Raw genomic sequence first — 17,145 nt, 5'->3', positions numbered from 1 at the left:
CCGGGGGGAACATGCCGAAAAAGCGGCAGAACGGACAAAATTGGCCCCGTCGCACAGCTTAAGGACCACCCGCCACAGCGGCCCGGCGATGAATACCATTTTGGAACAGGATAACCTGGCCAAAGTCGCGCGGGCTTCGTCCTCGGTCAGCGATGATTCCAGTCTCCACCGCCTTGGCCCGCGGCCCGTTTTTCTTGGGGGGCCGACGCCGCCCCGTTCTTGACCGGCAGGATGCCGATAATCCCGGCTGCAGCAAGCCTCGGGGCGTTTCGTCACGCGAAACCGCTCTCAGCCGCGCCTTCATGCGGCCTTGCTGAGCGATCTTGCTCTGCGCTCCGGTATCGTCATCGCGGCCACACCGACGACGACGCAGGCCAGCCCGATCCACACCGTCGAACTCAACTGCTCGCCGAGGACGACCACGCTTGCGGCGACCCCGATCGGCACGCGCAAATAGGCCTGCGCGGTGGCGCCGATCGATCCCAGCGTCTGGATCAGGCGGAAATAGATTACGAAGGCGAACGCTGTTGAAAATACCGCGAGCCCGATCAGCGCCAGCAGCGAATTCATCGACGGCGCCAGCGTCCACGGCTGGTCGACCACCAGGCTCAGCGGGATCAGGATCGCGGCACCGCAAAGCAGCGATCCTGCCGCCGGCGCCATGGGATCGAGATTCTTGAAGGCGCGGCCGAAGATCGCCGCGCCGGCGTAGCAGACGGCGGCGAGCAGCAGCACGATCTGCGCCGCCAATTGCTCACCCAGCCCGGACAGCGCCTGCATGCCGACGATCAAACAGATGCCTGCCATGCCGGCGACGACGCCGACCAGCTTTCGGAACGACGCCGCCTCATGGCGGGTGATCGCGAGCGTCAGAAAAAACGTGAAGATCGGCGCCGTCGAATTGAGGATGGTGGCGACTCCGGCATCGACCGCTCGCGTACCCCAGGCCACCATCGTCCACGGGATGACGCTGTTGAGGCAGGCCTGGAACAGGAAGCGCCGCCAGTTCGCGGCATCCGCCGGCATCTTGATCCCACGCCATTGCATGATCGCGAGCAGCAACAGGCCTGCGATCAGCGTGCGGCCCGCGATCAGCGTCACCGGCGGAATCGTCGCCACCGCGACCTTCAGGAAGGTGTAGGACGCCCCCCACAGCGTCGCGAGCACCAGCAGCAGCGCCAGCTCGCTCACGATCGTGGGATGCTTCTGTTGGGCCTCGCCCATGTCTGTCACCCGTTTCGTTTCAAGTCAGGGTCAGACATTACGCGCGGCAGGCGCCAGGATACTTCGCTAACCACCGAAGTGTGGAAACACTGTTCAGCCGGCCGAGCCGACCTCGAACAGCTCGCCGTCATAGCCCGCCTCCAGCGGAATGCGGAGCTGACGGCCACCATTAACCCGGGTCATCACCGGCGTCACGGCGACGACGGACTTGCCTCTGGAATCGTCGAGCGCCGCCTTCACATTTGGCTGCTTGCCGAGCTTGATAAGATTGCGCGTGGTCGGGAACGGCAGCTTGAAGCGCCCGGTCTCGCCGCCTTCCAGCGCCTCGCGCGGCGACACCCAGATCGAGTCGGTGGATTCCTTGCCGTCATGGGCGCCGACCTGTTCGGGGGGTGCTGCGGCGAGGAAGAACCAGGTGTCGAAGCGCTTTGGCATGCCTTCCGGCGTGATCCAGTGCGCATAGGGCACGAGTTCGTCGAGCGCCAGCACCATGCCGTTGTCGGCCAGCACCTTCAGGAAGCTGATCTTGCCGTCGCAGAGATCGGCGCGATGCGCGGCCTCGATTTCGCTCGCGCGCTTGGCATCGACCAGTGCATTTGCCCCGTTTGGCCGTGCCAGCAGGATGCCGCTCTCCTCGAAGGTTTCGCGGATCGCAGCGATGCGGAAACTCAGCGTGGTCTCGTCGAGCCCCTCGCCGCCCGAGTAAAGCTCCGATGCTGCGATGATCTCCTTGTCGCCCTTGTCGACGCTGCCGCCGGGAAACACCAGCGCGCCGGAATTGAAGTCGATTTCATAATGGCGAACCATCATGAAGACTTCGATTTCTTTTGCGGCAGCGCTGTCGCGCAGCAGCAGGATAGTGGATGCATTACGCGGGGCGACAGCTTCGGCCATAGGGCTCAACTCCTCGGAACCTCATCCTGAGGAGCGGCCGTCAGGCCGCGTCTCGAAGGATGACTTGGAAGCATCGGGGCCTCATGGTTCGAGACGCCGCTTCGCGGCTCCTCACCATGAGGAGCGGCTAGCCCGCGGCGCTGGATTGCGGTTGCAGGTTGGCGCGACGGTCGACGCGCGCCACCCGCGACAACAGGTACTCTACTTCGGCCTTGGCGGTCGCCGTGATCGTCGTACCCGGCTTGCGCTGCGCGCTGGACGAAATGATGCCGCGCTTCTGCAGCACGTATTTGCGCACCGCCAGGCCCGCGCCGGGCTGCTGCTCGTAGCGGATCAGCGGCAGATGGGCGTCGAACAGGTCATGCGCGGCGTCGCGCTTGCCGGCCTTTTGCAGCTTCACGACATCGATCAGCAGTTCCGGAAAGGCGTAGCCGGTCATGGCGCCGTCGGCGCCGCGCTCCATTTCGAAATCGAGGAACAGGCCGCCATTGCCGACGAGTATAGACATCGGCTTCAGCGAGCCGTCTTTCTGGAAGTTGCGCAGCGCGGTGATCTTCTCCAGGCCCGGCCAGTCCTCGTGCTTGAGCATGACGCAGGACGGCGAGTCCATTACGATCTTGCGGATCACGGCCGGCGTGAAAACGACGTTGAGCGTCAGCGGATAGTCCTGCAGCACCCAGGGAATCTCGTCGCCGATCGCTTCCTGGGCCTGCTTGAAATAGCCCGTGATCTGATCGTCGGTGCGCAGATGCGGCGGCGGCGCGATCATCACGCCGGCGGCGCCGGCGTCCATCGAGGCCTTCGCCAGCGACCGCATCGAGGCAAAGCCCGGCGCCGAGACGCCGACGATGATCTGCATGCTCTTGGCGCGCTTGACGAAGCGGATCGCGACCTGTTCCGCCTCAGCGGCGTCGAGCTTCGGCGCCTCGCCCAGGATACCGAGCACGGTGACACCGTCGCAGCCGACTTCGGCGTAGAAGTCGGTCAGCCGGTCGATCGATTTCTCGTCGATGCGGCCGTCATCGTGAAACGGCGTCGGCGCGATCGCGAACGTGCCTGCGGCCTGGGCGGTGAGCTTGGTCATCTGTGCCTCTATCCTCTTTCGTCATTCCTGGGCATGCGAAGCACGAACCCGGAATGACGTCTACGTCTACTTGAATCGCCGCGCCGACTTCTTGATTTCTTCCTCGGAGAAGAAGATTTCGTTGGCGTGGGTCACGATATCCTCGGCCTTCCACCCCGTAAACGGCGGCGTCCAGCCTTCCATTTCCATCATCCGCATCTCGCGGACCCCACGGGGGCCGGAAACGCCGAGCACCTTGCCGGTCTGGTCGCCGGAGAGGTCGCTGACCATGTATAGCACGGCCGGCGCGATGCCGTCCGGGCCCAGCGCGGCGCCTGGGTTCTCCTTGTAGCGCGGCAGGTCGGCGGTCATGCGGGTCAGCGCGCCCGGGGCCAGCGTCCAGATCCGGATGTTGTATTTGCGGCCCTCAATCGCCAGCACGTTGGACAGTCCCCAGATACCGCCCTTGGCGGCGCCGTAGTTGGTCTGTCCGAAATTGCCGATCAGGCCCGAGGTCGAGGAGGTGTTGACGATGACGCCGCCGCCATTCTCGCGCATCCATTTGAACACCGGCTGGGTGCAGCAGAAGGTGCCCTTGAGGTGCACCTTGATCACCCGGTCCCAGTTGGCTTCCTTGGCCTTGGCAAAGGTCTCGTCGAGCAGGATGCCGGCGTTGTTCACCAGGATGTCGGCGCGGCCGAAATTCTTGATGGCGTCGTCGAACACCGACTGCCCGCCGGCCATGGTCGAGATGTCGGCGCCGTTGGCGACCGCGCGGCCGCCCTCTTCCTTGATGGCGTTGACCACCTTCTGCGCCATCGACACGTCGGCGCCGGAGCCATCGCGCGGCCCGCCGAGGTCGTTGACCACGACCGCCGCGCCCTCGCGCGCGAACAGCTTTGCGTAGGCCTCACCGAGCCCACCGCCCGCGCCGGTGATGATCGCGACCTTGCCGTCGAGTAATCCCATGATGTTTTCTCCGTTTATCGCTCTTGTTCTTACCTCGCCCCGCTTGCGGGGAGAGGTCGGAATTCGCGTCAGCGAATTTCGGGTGAGGGGGTACAGGTCCATCCGGCGAGACCGGACTCGCGGATAGTCCCCTCACCCCGGCCCTCTCCCCGCAAGAGCGGGGCGAGGGAGCGCACCGCCTTCGCCCCTTCTAGCCCAGCACTGTCTTGCCGCTCTTGATCACCGTCACGCCCCTCGCCTTCACCTTGGCTTCGAACGACACCACGTTGCCGTCCTTCCAGAGCTCCATCGTCACGGTCTCGCCGGGGAACACCGGCGACGAGAAGCGTGCGACGTGCTGCCTGAAGGCGGAGGGATCGTAGTCGGCATAGGTCTGCAGGACGCCGCGGCAGGTGATGCCGTAGGTGCACATGCCGTGCAGGATAGGCCGCGGAAAGCCGGCCTTCTTGGCGAATTCCGGATCGGAGTGCAGCGGGTTGCGGTCGCCGCAGAGGCGATAGACCAACGCCTGGTCCGGCCGCGTCGTGATGTCGACGATCTTGTCGGGCGCCCTGCCCGGCACCTTGTGCGGCTCGGGCTGGCCTTCGGACGGTCCGCCAAAACCGCCGTCGCCACGGGCAAAGCGCGAGGCCACCAGCGTGGCGAGCTTGTCGCCGTTCTCGTCCTTCAGCACGGTCTGGTGGCGAATGACGGCGCCCTTGTCCTTGCCCTTGTCGAAGACGTCGAGCACGGTCGAGTCGGCCGTGATCTTTGCAGCAGCCGGCAGCGGCTTGTGGAAGGTGATGTCGCGCTCGCCATCGACCACCATGACGCGGTTGAGGTTCATCTCGCCGGGACCGGCACCCCACGCCGCCACCGACGCGAAGGTCGGCACCACCTTGAGCGGCCGCGGGGTGAAGGTGCCTTCGTTGACATAGGCGAGCTCGTTCTCGTCCATGGGGTCGGCGCCGAGGCCGATTCCGTAAGCGTAAAGCATCACGTCGCGGTCGGTATAGGCGTATTGCTGGCCGAGATTTTTCAGGGCCATCAGTTGTTCGTAGTTGATCGGCATTTGGTTTCTCTCCCGAACCTTTTCTTCGCGGTGCCAATTGCAGCGCCCTCTCCCCTTGTGGGAGAGGGCATCACCGGCGGCGCGTCAAACTCATTTGGGTGAGGGGTTCACGCCGCAAACCCAGTGCTCGCGGAGAGAACCCCTCATCCGGCGCTTCGCGCCACCTTCTCCCACATCCGCCTTCGCCAAAGGCTTCGGCGGACATGAGGGGAGAAGGAAAGACGTCAGGCCGCGGTGAAGAACGGCAATGGCGCGCCATCTGTCGGCTTCCACACCAGCTTCACCTTCTGGCCGATCTTTAGCTTCTCCAGATCGCAGTCGACGATGTTGGTCTGCAGCGACGGGCCCTCCTTCAGCGTGACGTAAGCGATCGCATAAGGACCGGTCGGCGATTTGCGCATCAGGCTATAGGTGTAGATCGTGGCCTCGCCCGAGCTTTCTTCCCACACCGTCTTGTCGGAGAAGCAGAACGGGCAGATCGAGCGCGGAAAGTAATGCGGCTCGCCGCAGGCGGTGCAGCGCTTGATCATGAACTTGCCGGACTTGGCCGCTTCCCAGAACGGCGCGGTCTCGGGATTGGTCACCGGGGTCGGATATTTCTTGGCTTCAGCCATCACACGCGCTCCAGAATGCAGGTTGAGGCGGCGTGGCGCACGCCGAGAAGTCCGCCGGTGCCGTGGGCGATGGCGAGATCGCAGTTCGGCACCTGCACTTTCGGATGGGCTTCGCCGCGCAACTGGCGGACCGCCTCGAGGATTTTGGTCATGCCGCCGCGGTTGACGGGATGGTTGCTGCAGAGGCCGCCGCCGTCGGTGTTGAACGGCAGCTTGCCGACGCCCGAGATCAGGTTGCCGTCGGAGACGAACTTGCCGCCTTCGCCCTTCTTGCAGAAGCCGAGGTCTTCGAGCTGCATCAGCACGGTGATGGTGAAGCTGTCATAGATCGAGGCGTATTTGATATCCTTCGGCGTGACGCCGGCTTCTTCGAAGGCGCGCGGTCCGGACCAGACGCCGGCCGAATACGTCAGGTCGAGATCCTTGCCGCCGCGCGGACCTTTCATGGCCTCGCCATGGCCGATCAGCCGCACCAGCGGCTTCTTCAGGCTTTTGGCGATCTCGGGCGTGGTCACGATCATCGCGCCGCCGCCGTCGGTGACGACGCAGCAATCCATCCGGTGCAAGGGATCGGAAATCATCGGCGAGTTCAGCACGTCCTCGACGGTCACGACCTCTTTCAGCATCGCGTGCGGGTTGTACTGGGCGTGATGGGAGGCCGCGACCTTGATCCAGGCGAGCTGTTCGCTGGTGGTGCCGTAGTCGTGCATATGGCGCATGGCACACATGCCGTAGGCATTGTGGGTGGTGGCCCCGTAGGCTGCCTCGAAATCGGCCTCGGCGCCTGAGGCGCGCGGTGGCATCACGCCGGTGCGCGGCTTGCCGGCCAGCGTCACCAGCGCGATCGAGCACTTGCCAGCGGCGATGGCCTCGGCGGCGTGGCCGAGATGGATCAAATAGGAACAGCCGCCGGTCTCGGTGGAATCGACGTGACGGACCTTCAACCCGAGATAATCGACCATCGGCCAGGCGCCCCCGGGGGCGTCGCCGGCGCAGAAATAGCCGTCGATGTCGGCTTTGGTCAGCCCGGCATCCTCGATCGCGCCCTTGGCGACCTCGGCATGCAGCTGCGCGGTGGATTTGTCGGGTGCGTGCCGGGTGGGATGCTCGTAGATCCCGGCAATGTAGGCTTTGCCCTTAATGGTCAAATCGTTCTCCGTTGGCGTTTCTTCTTCCGGCTTTTTTCTGACCTGTCGGGGCAGCCTTGGCAAGCACCGAGATATTCCGCAGGGCGAGACAGGCAGCGACTGGACTCAAGTCGGGATGATTATCGGAGGAAATCGTAACAGGCTGGGTTAGACCGCAGGCGCCGGTATACCAACGCACTCCCGCGGCGTGACGCGCCCCAGTTGTAGCTCGTCGTTTGCCACCTACAGCGCCTTGGTCCGCCTCAGCAGCCACCAGGTCAGTGCTCCCGCGGCGATCACCAGCAGAAGCGCGTACCAGGTGCCGCCGTCGCCGGCCTGGAACGGCATGTCCTTGGTGTTCATGCCGAAGAAGCCGGTGACCAGCGTCGAGGGCAGCATGCACGCGGTCAGGACCGACAGCGTGAACAGGCGGCGGTTGGTGATCGCCGTCATTCGGCCGGCGATCTCGTCCTGCAGCAGCCGCGCGCGCTCATAGAGCGCGCTGAATTCGTAGTCGAGCGCATCGAACTTCTGCGCGAGCTTGCGCATCGCCGACCGCAGGGTATCGGACGCGACGTCCTCACGCGTCTCCATGCGATGAAACAGGGCCCGGATCTGCGACAGCTGCCGCCGCGTGCGGATCGCCTGCAGGCGCACGCGGCCGAGCCGCAATCGCTCATCGTCGATCTCGTCGTGCAGCACATGATTCTCGACGACGTCGAGCTCGTCGCCGAGGCCCGCCGAAAGACGTCCGATCACATCGGCGAACTGGTCGACGATCGCATCGAACAGCGACACCGGCGTTGGAAACTTGCGGCCGCTGTCGAGCGCACGCCGTGTCAGTTCGATCGCGCGCAGCGGCTTGCGCCGCGCGGTGATCATCAGCTTCGACGATATCGCAAAGTGCACCCGCAGGAGATCGTCGCCCTCCTCCATGAACTCCTGGTGCAGGTCGGGCAGAACGCCGGCGATCTCCTCATTGAAGATATCGGGGCGGATATGCTCGTCGGCATCGAGCAGGGTTTCGCGCGCGACATCGGATAGCGAGGTCGTCCTGGCGAGCCAGTCGTGGCAACGGCGGTTGGCCAGATTGAAATGCAGCCACAGCCAGCCCTGCGGATCGGCAAGTTCCGCGTCGAGATTGGCCACATCGAGCTTGGTCGCAGAACCGTCGCCGGCGAAGCGGTAGGCGGAAATGATGCCGATGTCGGCGAGGGCCTGATCCATCCACTAACCCGTTGCTGGTGTGAAGCAGGCCATGCGTCAACGCAGTGACGAGCTGATGACGACTACAGCCCATCGAAGCTCTGGAGACAAGGCTTTGATTCGACAGGACAGTTCGCTGGCCCGCGCCGTCGCCGATTTTTCCGAAATCGGATCGCGAGCTTTCCGCTGCATCGCCGCCCCCTGCCATATCCACAATTTCATTTCGACCGCCCGACGCAACCGATCTGGTCATTGCATCTAAGGGCGCGTTACCAGTCTTCGCTATCTTTGGTTGATATTGGAGTCGCGTATGACGCGAGCTTGGACAACGTTCACGGTCGCTGTGGCGATCGTGATGTCGGAGTTAGCGCAGGCCACTGACGCGGTGACGCAGCAGGCGCGGCCGGATCTCGTCGATTGCGTCCACCGCGGCTATTGCGGTCGCGCGACGTCGATCGGGGTCGCCGATCCGTAATTCAACCAATGAACGACGTGGGTGCGATCCAGCTTTTGTGGGGTGGGCAAAGCGAGGCGTGCCCACCGTTAGCACCACGAACGCTGATGGAATGGTGGGCACGGCGCCTTGCGCCTTTGCCCACCCTACGCAGCTACAAACTGAACATACCTGACGCAAAGATCGAGGCGAATTGCCCAGAGCCGGACATCCAGCAGCATCGTGTGCAGCAGCCCGCAATGCCCACAACCATTTGCGCTAACAGCTTCTATCTGCCGTTGTTCCGCAAGCCGGAGTAATGCTAGCTGTATTCGAATGTTTATCCTCGACAGTTCGAAAAACGATACTTCCGTGACGCTCGACCTGCTCCGTGTCGTTGCGGCACAGATGGTTTGCGTGGGTCACGGCATCGCTTTCTTTATGCCGCCGTGGCGTCCGTCCGAACTGCCACTCATGCAGAACGTCGGGGTTCTAATTTTCTTTGTGCTGTCGGGTTTTCTGATCAGCTTTACCCTGATCGAACGATCGAAACAGCCGTCGTACGGATTTGGAACGTTCCTGCTGGATCGGTTCGCCAGAATATATTCCGGGCTCATTCCTGCGCTGCTGTTCGTGGTCATTGTGGATGGCATCGTCATCTACGTTTTCAACGAAAGAGCTTTCGCGGCTTTTTACTCCGGGAAGACCTTCGTCGCGAACCTGTTCATGCTCGAAGCATATCGCGGCGTGCTTTCCAGCTATCTGCGATGGCCTCCTTTTGGCTCGGCGAGCCCGCTATGGACGCTCGCGATCGAATGGCACATTTACATATTTGTTGCTGCCGTCTTCTTCATATGGGCTCGACCGCGCCAGCGCCTGATTATGATCATCGTCGCCATCATCTTCTGCCAAGTCCCGCTCCACTATCTACGAGGCGCTTATCAGCAGGACGGCGTTGGCATGGGACTTTTCTCGCTTTGGCTCGCCGGCACTTTCGTTCTTCTCACGCTGAGGATGGTACAGTTGCCCTATTGGGCATCGCTGACCCTCGCGCTCGGTGCGGCCGTTTGCTTCTTTCTGGTCACCAAGGCGCGTCTGGAATATAATATTCTCACTTATGCCACCGTGGTAATTTTTCTGTTCGCGGTGCTCGCGGCCTCGCAGTCCAGTAGGTTGCTCACGTCAAAGCCGGTCGCCCGTTTCATTAAATTCATGGCCGATTACTCGTTCACACTTTATCTCGTTCATTACTCGATCATGTTCGCCGTGTTCCTGATCCGGCCCGAACGTAATTTCTATATCTTCGCGATTATGGTTCTGATCGCCAACATCGTGGCAATTGCCATCGCAGTCCCGACCGAAATGCGCCACCGCGAATTTGCCAGGCTCCTGACTACCGCTGCCGATAGGTATATTGGTCGGTACAAATTGCAGAAATGACAGGAGTCGAAGCTTTCGAACTCAAACCGACAGCAGCTCACACCTCGATGGCGATGCGAAGCCACCTCCCATGGCCTTCGACCCTGCAAGCAGGCGGTTCGCGACCGTCAACGGCGACACAGTAACCGTGACCGAGTTCAATGTAGGGCGAGCAAAGCGAACCGCGCCACTATTGGCACCGCAATCGTTGAGCGATGGTGGGCACGACGCTTCGCGTCTTTGCGCACCCCTACGCAATTACTCCGCTGCGATCTGCCGCGGCGCCGGCGGCGGGTTGGCGAGGTCGGCGGCCAACTGCGCGTAGCGCGCCTTGGCGTCCGCGACCGCCTTCTCTTTCACCGGACCGTAACCGCGGATGCGGTCGGGCAGCGAGAGAATTTCGACCGCGGTGTCGTGCGTGACCGGCGACAGCAGGCCGAGCACGGTGGCGACGTCCTTCTCGTAGCCTGCGATCAGGTCGCGCTCAAGCTTGCGGTCGGGGCTGTAGCCGAAAAAGTCGAGCGGCGTGCCGCGCAGGAAGCGGAGTTTTGCCAGCGTGCGGAACACCGACAGCATCCAGGGGCCGAAGGCGCGCTTCTTGGGGCGGCCGAGAGCATCGAGGCCGCCGCCCAGGATGGGTGGCGCCAGATTGAAATTGAACTTGAACTCGCCCTCGAACTGGTCGCGGAGCTGTTTTTCGAAGCGGCCGTCAGTGAACAACCGCGCGACTTCGTATTCGTCCTTGTAGGCGAGCAGCTTGGCGTAGTTGATTGCAACCGCGCGCGGCAGCGCCTCGCCGTAGCCGCCGTCGATGGCGGCATCGCGAACGCGCTTGACGAGGCTCTGGTAGCGTTTGGCGAGTCCGCGCCCCTGATAGGCGGTCAGGAAGTCGCTGCGATGGGCGATGACCTCATCGAGTGTCATCGCATCCAGCGTCTTCGGCGCAACCACCTCGTCCTTGCCTTTCATCATGGCTTCGAGCCGCGCCGGGTCGGCAGCCGCGAGACGGCCGAGCTGGAAGGCCTGCGTGTTCATCTTGATCGAAACGCCGTTGACCTCGATCGCCTGCAGGATCGCCTTTTCCGACAGCGGCAGCAGGCCCTTCTGCCAGGCGTAGCCCATCATCATGATGTTGGTGGCGATGGAATCCCCGAGCAGCGCTTCGGCGGGCTTGGTGAAATCGTAGAACGCGGAGTCCTTGCGCAGCTCCGTCTCCAGCACGTGGTTGACCTTGCGGCTCTGGAAATTGAAGTCGCGATTGAGGATGAAGTCGGCAGTCGGGATCAGATGGGTGTTGATGATGCCGACGGTGCGCGTCGACTCACAGAGCGTGATCGTGTCCTTGGCGGCGGCCACCACCTCGTCGGCGGCCATCACGAGATCGGCAGTCCCGGTGACGATGCGCGAACAGGTGACGTCGGCGGTGTGCTCGGAAAGCCGGACGTGGCTCAGCACCGCGCCGCCCTTCTGCGCGAGGCCGGACATGTCGAGGATCATGCTCGCCTTGCCCTCGATGTGCGCCGCCATGCCGAGCAGTGCGCCGATGGTCAGCACGCCGGTGCCGCCGACGCCGCCGACCGCAATGTTGTAGGGCCGCTCCAGCGTCGGGAACGAGGCCGGCTCGGGCAGATCGCCGATGTCGCCGAGACTGGCCGGCGCACGGCGGCGCGGCTTGCCGCCGTCGATGGTGACGAAGGACGGGCAGAAGCCCTTGATGCAAGAATAGTCCTTGTTGCAGGTCGACTGGTTGATGGTGCGCTTGCGGCCCATCTCGGTTTCCAGCGGCTCGACCGAAATGCAGTTCGACTGCACCGAGCAATCGCCGCAGCCTTCGCAGACCGCCGGATTGATCATGACGCGGCGCGCCGGATCTTCCATGAGGCCGCGCTTGCGGCGGCGGCGCTTTTCGGCGGCACAGGTCTGCACGAACACGATCGCCGAGGTACCCTTCAGCGTACGGCAGGTCTTTTGCACCGCGTCGAGCTCGTCGCGATGCGCGACCTTGACGCCGGGCGCGATGTCGGACGACGGATAGGCCTCGGGGGTTTCAGAGACGAGGTAGATATTCCGGATGCCTTCGGCGTGCATCTGGAAGGTGATCTGCTGCGGCGACAATTCGCCGTCGACATGCTGGCCGCCGGTCATCGCGGTCGCATCGTTGTAGAGCAGCTTGTAGGTGATGTTGGCGCCGGAGGCGACCGCCTGCCGGATCGCGAGGCTGCCGGAGTGGAAGTAGGTGCCGTCGCCGAGATTGGCGAACACGTGCTCTTCCTTGGTGAAAGGTGCGACGCCGACCCACGGCACGCCCTCGCCTCCCATGTGGGTGTAGGTCTCGGTCGAGCGGTCCATCCACAGCGCCATGAAGTGACAGCCGATGCCGGCGAAGGCGCGGCTGCCTTCCGGCACCTTGGTCGAGGTGTTGTGCGGACAGCCCGAGCAGAAATACGGCGTGCGGGTGACGGGCGCCACCGCCTGCATCTGCGTCGCCTGCCGGCCGTTGAACCAGTCGGCCTTGGCGCGCAGCATCGCGGCGATTTCGGGGTTGAGATTGAGTCGAAGCAGCCGTTCGGTTAGCGAACTGGCGAGCGAGGCGACGGAAAGTTCGGCAGCGAAAGTGAGAAAGCGCTTGTCGTGATCGTCCATCTTGCCGACGATGCGCGGGCGGACGTCGTCGCGCCAGTTGAACAGCTCCTGCTTGACCTGGTTTTCGACGATCTCGCGGCGCTCTTCGACGATAAAGATCTCTTCGAGACCGACGGCGAATTTGCGCACTCCTTCCGGCTCCAGCGGCCAGGGCATGCCGATCTTGTAAAGCCGCAAGCCGATCTTGGCCGCAACCTCCTCGGTGATCCCCAACTCGCGCAGCGCCTGGCGGATGTCCTCGTAGCTCTTGCCCGACGCCATGATGCCGTAGCGGGCGTTCGGCGAATCCATGGTGACGCGGTTGATGTTGTTGGCGCGGGCAAAGGCGATCGCGGCGTAGCCCTTGTGGTCCTGCAGCCGCAAATCCTGCGCAAAGCGGTCGTCGGGCCAGCGCAGGTTGAGGCCGCCCGGCGGCATCTCGAAATCGGTCGGAATGTTGAAGGGCTTCATCTCGTCGGCGAGGTCGATCTCGGCCGTGGTCTCCACCGTCTCGGTGATCACCTTCATGCCGACCCAGCACCCGGAGTAGCGCGACATCGCAATACCCAGCAGGCCCATCTCGATCATTTCATGGATGCTGGAGGGATAGAGATAGGGCATCAGCGCGGAGATGAAGGCGTGGTCGGACTGATGCGGGACGGTGGAGGATTTCGCGCCGTGGTCATCGCCGGCGAGAACGAGCACGCCGCCGTTCTTGGCCGAGCCCGCGGTATTGCCATGCCGGAACACGTCGCCGCAGCGGTCGACGCCGGGGCCCTTGCCGTACCAGATGCCGACTACCCCGTCATATTTGGCGCCGGGCGACAGGTTGAGCTGCTGCGAGCCCCAGACCGCGGTCGCCGCCAGATCCTCGTTCACGCCGGGCTGAAACTTGATGTTGTACTGTTCGAGGTGTTTTCGCGCGGCGACGAGCTGCTGGTCATAGCCGCCGAGCGGCGAGCCGCGGTAGCCGGAAATGAAGCCCGCGGTGTTCAGTCCGGCGGCGCGGTCACGGCGGATCTGCGCCATCGGCAGGCGGACCAGCGCCTGGATACCGGTCAGGAAGATGTGACCTTTATCCTGGGTGTATTTCTGATCGAGACTGATCGGACCCTGATTGATTCCCATCTAAGCCCTCTTTGCCGCCGCGAGATGCCGGAATTTTAGCTAGTCATCTGAACCGATTAGAACCAGTCTATGTCGGATATTCCAAGCGGCGCACCACAAATCTTGGCAATCGTCCCTCGCCTTCAAAGATCGCAATTTCGTGCCGGCAATAACGCCGCCCCTTTTCGGTTTGTGTCGTCCGGAAGCCCCGGGGCGAAACGGGATGACGTGCTCCTGGTTTCGGGTATCCTGTTCCAGGAACCCGAATGGTGCAGCAACGATGCGGACGATTCTCGCCGGAATGTTATTGTGCACCGCGCTGGCCGTTGGCGGCGCCCATGCGCAGTCCAGAATCGAACCGGCCTATGAACCGACCGAAGCGGACGTCGCGCGCGGCAAGGCGCTGACCGAGGCCGGCGACTGCGCCGGCTGCCACACCGCTGATCCATCCAGACCGTTCGCCGGCGGCAAACGCATCGATTCACCGTTCGGCGGCATCTACTCGGCCAATCTGACGCCGGACCGCGAGACCGGCCTTGGCGCCTGGAGCGATGACGATTTCTTGCGCGCGCTGCGGCTCGGCGTGGGACGCGATGGCTCGCGTTATTACCCGGCCTTTCCCTACCCGCATTTCACCCGGCTGACCCGCCAGGACATTCTCGCCATCCGCGCCCATCTGGCGACGCTGTCCCCGGTGAGCAACCCGCCGCGCGCAGCCGAACTGCGCTTTCCGTTCAACTGGCGCTTTGTGATGCGCGGCTGGAACTGGCTGTTCCTGACGCCGGGCTTGCTGATGCCGGACCAGATGAAGAGCGCGGAGTGGAATCGCGGTCGCTATCTGGTCGAGGGCGTCGCCCATTGCGGCGCCTGCCATACGCCGAAGAATTTCTTCGGCGCGGACAAGCGCGGCGCGAAGTTCGCCGGCGGTGTCGTGCAGGGCACGCTTGCGCCGCGGCTGGACGCCACCGAGCAAGGACTGAAATCTTGGAGCGTGGAAGACATCACCGCCTATCTGCAGAACGGTCGAAACGGCAAGAAGCAGGCCGGCCGCCTGATGTCGGAGGTGGTGACGAACTCGACCTCGAAGATGAGTGACAGTGACGTCCGCGCCATGGCGGTTTATCTGAAGGATTTGCCGGCGCCGTAGCGAGCGGCACCGGCCGGCGTCCCCCGTGGAACGGGGATGGGCTGCAAGGGTCGTTCCATCCCCGTCATTGCGAGCGAAGCGAAGCAATCCATAGCGCGGCAAACGCAGCACTGTATTGCTTCGTCGCTATCGCTCCTCGCAATGACGGGGATGGAGTGGTGCACGGCAAGACTGATGAATCAACGTTCGCCTGTAAACACAAACTTCGGCATCTCCCATTTGAAGCGGATCGCCAAGAGCCGAAGCGTCAAGCCGAATACAAAGGTCAGCGCGGTCCAGAGCTCGTCATGGAGCTTGAGTCCGAACGCGGTGGCGTAGAACAAACCGGTCACCACCGAAACGCTGGCGTAGAGTTCGGCGCGGAACAATAGCGGCACGTCATTGCAGAGGATGTCGCGCAGGACGCCGCCGGCGCAGCCGGTGATCATGCCCGCCACGATCACGATCGGCAGCGAGGCGTTCATCTGCCAGGCGACATCACAGCCGGCCATGGTGAAAACGACGAGCGCAATCGCGTCGAGCACCAGGAACGCCGTATTGAGCCGGTGCACATGCCGCGCGATCAGGATGGTGACGAAGGCGGCGATCGCCGTCAGCGCCAGGTAGGACGGGTTTTGCACCCAGACCAGCGGATAGTGCCCGAGCAACACATCGCGGATGGTGCCGCCGCCGAGCGCGGTAATGCAGCCGAGCATGCACACGCCGGCCCAGTCCATGCTGCGGCGGCCGGCGGCGAGCGCCGCGGTCATCGCATTGGACGTGAGCGCTACATACGTCAGCAAGTGCAGCACGGTATCGCTGGGCGGCAAGTTCCACATCGCAACCTCGCTCAGGAACCCGGGGAATCATCGGTTCCACATTACGGGGTTGCAACATGGCGCGGAACATCCGCTGCCGCCAGCCATTGTCCTCGCACCTATCAGCGGGGTGCTAACGGAGGACCCATTCATGGCATACCAACCCAACCCGAACGATCCCTACCGCGCCGGCTTGAGCAATGAAGAAATTCGTCCGCAGGCCCGTCCCAATAGCCTCGACAGCGAGTTGCAACCCGATCCCGAACTGGCCGAGGGTCGCTCAGGCGGCTCCAAGGTCGCGATGTTCGCGGTCGCCATTGCGCTGGTGATGGGCGCCCTGTTCTATGGCCTGAACAACACCACTGTGAACCAGGCCGGCACGACGCCGGCCGGCCAGACGGCGCAGACGAACCCGGCGACTCCCACCGCGCCTCCCGGCATGCGTGACGTGACGCCACGCGCCAACACCGAAAGCGGCACGACCACCGGCGCGGCGCCGAGCCGCCCGACGCCGCCGGCTAACACCGACATGAACAAGACCACGCCGGCCAGCAAGCAGTAACCATCGACACTTGCGAAGAAGACGCGCAGCGGGCCCAGCGGCCCGCTGCTTTCGTATGGCTTCAAGTTCGCGGTCAGCTGAACATCTTGTTGAGCTCGCCGCCGGGATAGCCGTTGGCGAATTCCGTGAACGTACCCTGCTCCGCCATCTCCTTTGCCGCCTTCATGAAGCCGGTCCACGCCATTCGCGCCAACGCACCGCCGACGCTGATGCGGCGCACGCCGAGATCGCCGGCGATCTTGAGCGAGGGACCGGCCGCGCCGACCAGCAGGTTGACGGGTCTTGGCGCGACCGCCTTCACGACCGCGGAAATTTCCTCAGGCGTCGATATCCCCGGCGCGTAAAGGCAGTCGGCGCCGGCCTCCGCATAAGCCGTGAGCCGGTCGATCACGAGCTTCAGATCCTTCTGCCCGCGCAGGAACGCCTCGCAACGGCCGGTGAGCAGCACGCCGCTATTGTCGGCATCGATCGCCTGGCGCGCCGCGCGGATGCGATCCACAGCCAGTTCGCGATCGAACAGTGGTTTGGCGTTGTCGCCGGTATAGTCCTCGATCGACAGACCGGACACGCCGGCCTTCACCGCGCGCGCGACATTGATTCCCATCTTTTCCGGCTCATGCGCAAAGCCGTCTTCGAAGTCGGCATTGACGGGAATGTCGACCGCCGCGCAGACCGCGGCGAGATGCGCGCAGACGTCGTCGACGGTGACGCGGTTGTCGGGCCTGGCCAGCGTCCAGGCAAAGCCCGCGCTGGTCGACGCCAGCGCCTTGAAGCCGAGATGCTGCAGGGCGACCGCGCTGCCGACATCGAAGGGATTGGGAATGATGAAGCAGCCGCTCTCGTGCAATTTTCTGAATGCGGCGCGTTTGTCAGCAAGTGTTAGCATGGTCGCTCCCCTCGATGGTTGTCG

At 63.4% G+C, this 17,145-nt stretch carries 14 protein-coding genes and 1 pseudogene; 4 read left to right on the top strand and 11 right to left on the bottom strand.

The features are described 5' to 3' along the window. Positions 1-300 precede the first annotated feature (300 nt). From QUH67_RS14390 to QUH67_RS14355, 8 genes are all read right to left on the bottom strand, one after another. Positions 301-1,224 (bottom strand): DMT family transporter, encoded by a 924-nt coding sequence (locus tag QUH67_RS14390; protein WP_300947343.1) that lies wholly within the window; start codon positions 1,222-1,224, stop codon positions 301-303. Positions 1,225-1,317: 93 nt separating this feature from the next. Next, positions 1,318-2,118 (bottom strand): NUDIX hydrolase, encoded by an 801-nt coding sequence (locus QUH67_RS14385; protein WP_300947342.1) that lies wholly within the window; start codon positions 2,116-2,118, stop codon positions 1,318-1,320. A gap of 127 nt (positions 2,119-2,245) precedes the next feature. Continuing rightward, positions 2,246-3,202: a dihydrodipicolinate synthase family protein gene (locus tag QUH67_RS14380; protein ID WP_300947341.1), complete on the bottom strand. Its 957-nt coding sequence runs from the start codon at positions 3,200-3,202 to the stop codon at positions 2,246-2,248. A 66-nt stretch (positions 3,203-3,268) separates the two neighbouring features. After that, positions 3,269-4,150, bottom strand: coding sequence for an SDR family oxidoreductase (locus tag QUH67_RS14375; protein WP_300947340.1), 882 nt, complete (start codon positions 4,148-4,150; stop codon positions 3,269-3,271). Positions 4,151-4,340: 190 nt separating this feature from the next. Then, positions 4,341-5,201: a MaoC/PaaZ C-terminal domain-containing protein gene (locus tag QUH67_RS14370; RefSeq protein WP_300947339.1), complete on the bottom strand. Its 861-nt coding sequence runs from the start codon at positions 5,199-5,201 to the stop codon at positions 4,341-4,343. Positions 5,202-5,425: 224 nt separating this feature from the next. Next, on the bottom strand, positions 5,426-5,815 hold the full coding sequence (locus QUH67_RS14365; protein ID WP_300947338.1) for a Zn-ribbon domain-containing OB-fold protein: 390 nt from the start codon (positions 5,813-5,815) through the stop codon (positions 5,426-5,428). After that, positions 5,815-6,963, bottom strand: a complete 1,149-nt coding sequence (locus tag QUH67_RS14360; RefSeq protein WP_300947337.1) for a thiolase domain-containing protein — start codon at positions 6,961-6,963, stop codon at positions 5,815-5,817. The genes QUH67_RS14365 and QUH67_RS14360 overlap by 1 nt, the downstream gene beginning before the upstream one ends. Before the next feature lie 222 nt (positions 6,964-7,185). Then, positions 7,186-8,169: a transporter gene (locus tag QUH67_RS14355; RefSeq protein WP_300947336.1), complete on the bottom strand. Its 984-nt coding sequence runs from the start codon at positions 8,167-8,169 to the stop codon at positions 7,186-7,188. Between the two features lie 289 nt (positions 8,170-8,458). On the opposite strand from QUH67_RS14355, the gene QUH67_RS14350 reads away from it, so the two are divergent. Together QUH67_RS14350 and QUH67_RS14345 are read left to right on the top strand one after the other, a co-directional pair. Then, a complete protein-coding gene (locus tag QUH67_RS14350; RefSeq protein ID WP_300947335.1) occupies positions 8,459-8,623 on the top strand; it encodes a hypothetical protein in 165 nt (54 codons plus the stop codon). A 330-nt stretch (positions 8,624-8,953) separates the two neighbouring features. Further along, positions 8,954-10,021 (top strand): acyltransferase family protein, encoded by a 1,068-nt coding sequence (locus tag QUH67_RS14345; RefSeq protein WP_300947334.1) that lies wholly within the window; start codon positions 8,954-8,956, stop codon positions 10,019-10,021. A gap of 237 nt (positions 10,022-10,258) precedes the next feature. On the opposite strand, the gene QUH67_RS14340 is transcribed toward QUH67_RS14345, so the two are convergent. Beyond that, the gene (locus QUH67_RS14340; RefSeq protein WP_300947333.1) at positions 10,259-13,750 is read right to left on the bottom strand and encodes an indolepyruvate ferredoxin oxidoreductase family protein; all 3,492 of its coding nucleotides are present in this window, start codon (positions 13,748-13,750) and stop codon (positions 10,259-10,261) included. A 259-nt stretch (positions 13,751-14,009) separates the two neighbouring features. Here QUH67_RS14340 and QUH67_RS14335 point away from each other — a divergent pair. Next, positions 14,010-14,867: pseudogene (locus QUH67_RS14335) on the top strand (c-type cytochrome); the annotation flags it as partial. A 188-nt stretch (positions 14,868-15,055) separates the two neighbouring features. Here the strand turns inward: QUH67_RS14335 and QUH67_RS14330 are convergent. After that, the gene (locus QUH67_RS14330; protein ID WP_300947332.1) at positions 15,056-15,694 is read right to left on the bottom strand and encodes a trimeric intracellular cation channel family protein; all 639 of its coding nucleotides are present in this window, start codon (positions 15,692-15,694) and stop codon (positions 15,056-15,058) included. Positions 15,695-15,824: 130 nt separating this feature from the next. Between QUH67_RS14330 and QUH67_RS14325 the strand changes: the two genes are divergently transcribed. Further along, complete coding sequence (locus QUH67_RS14325) at positions 15,825-16,235, top strand: hypothetical protein (protein WP_300947331.1); 411 nt, start codon at positions 15,825-15,827, stop codon at positions 16,233-16,235. 73 nt (positions 16,236-16,308) lie between these two features. On the opposite strand, the gene QUH67_RS14320 is transcribed toward QUH67_RS14325, so the two are convergent. Continuing rightward, positions 16,309-17,121 (bottom strand): isocitrate lyase/PEP mutase family protein, encoded by an 813-nt coding sequence (locus tag QUH67_RS14320; RefSeq protein WP_300947330.1) that lies wholly within the window; start codon positions 17,119-17,121, stop codon positions 16,309-16,311. Between the last annotated feature and the right edge of the window lie 24 nt (positions 17,122-17,145).

This window comes from Bradyrhizobium roseum, from assembly GCF_030413175.1.
GTDB lineage: Bacteria > Pseudomonadota > Alphaproteobacteria > Rhizobiales > Xanthobacteraceae > Bradyrhizobium > Bradyrhizobium roseum.
The sequence above is the reverse complement of the archived record's forward strand: the minus strand, read 5'-3'. Positions and strand labels throughout refer to the sequence as shown.